We start from the raw sequence: 322 nt of genomic DNA on the forward strand, positions 1-322 counted from the left end.
GCGGCGAACCTCCACGCCCGGCAACAGCGTTTGAATCTTTTCGACGATTCCCGCCGAGAGTTTTCGGCTATGCGATCCCAGTCTAGGGCTGCAGTCGATGTGCAGAATATTCATACAATTTTCTCCAGCAGATTTTGCAGCAGCTTTGGTCGCGCGGTTGCTTGACCAGCAGACGAAATCGGGCGCGTGAAACATCGGGCACCGAGATCGAAGTGCGTCTTAAATGCCTGGTTAACGAAGGCTTTGTGCAGGCTGTTTCCATCTGTGCAACACTCTGCGCCCTTGCGGCTCCAGCACGGCATGAAAATGCCCCGCATTTGCA

Annotated in this window: 1 protein-coding gene; it reads right to left on the minus strand. The window is 54.7% G+C overall.

What is annotated here, in order from left to right; genetic code table 11:
- Positions 1 to 110: 110 nt before the first annotated feature.
- The coding region (locus AB4Y42_RS44430) for a hypothetical protein (protein WP_368697922.1) at positions 111 to 322 on the minus strand (212 nt) is incomplete at its 5' end.

The sequence above is a fragment of the Paraburkholderia sp. EG286B genome (genome assembly GCF_040965655.1).
Classification (GTDB): Bacteria; Pseudomonadota; Gammaproteobacteria; order Burkholderiales; family Burkholderiaceae; genus Paraburkholderia.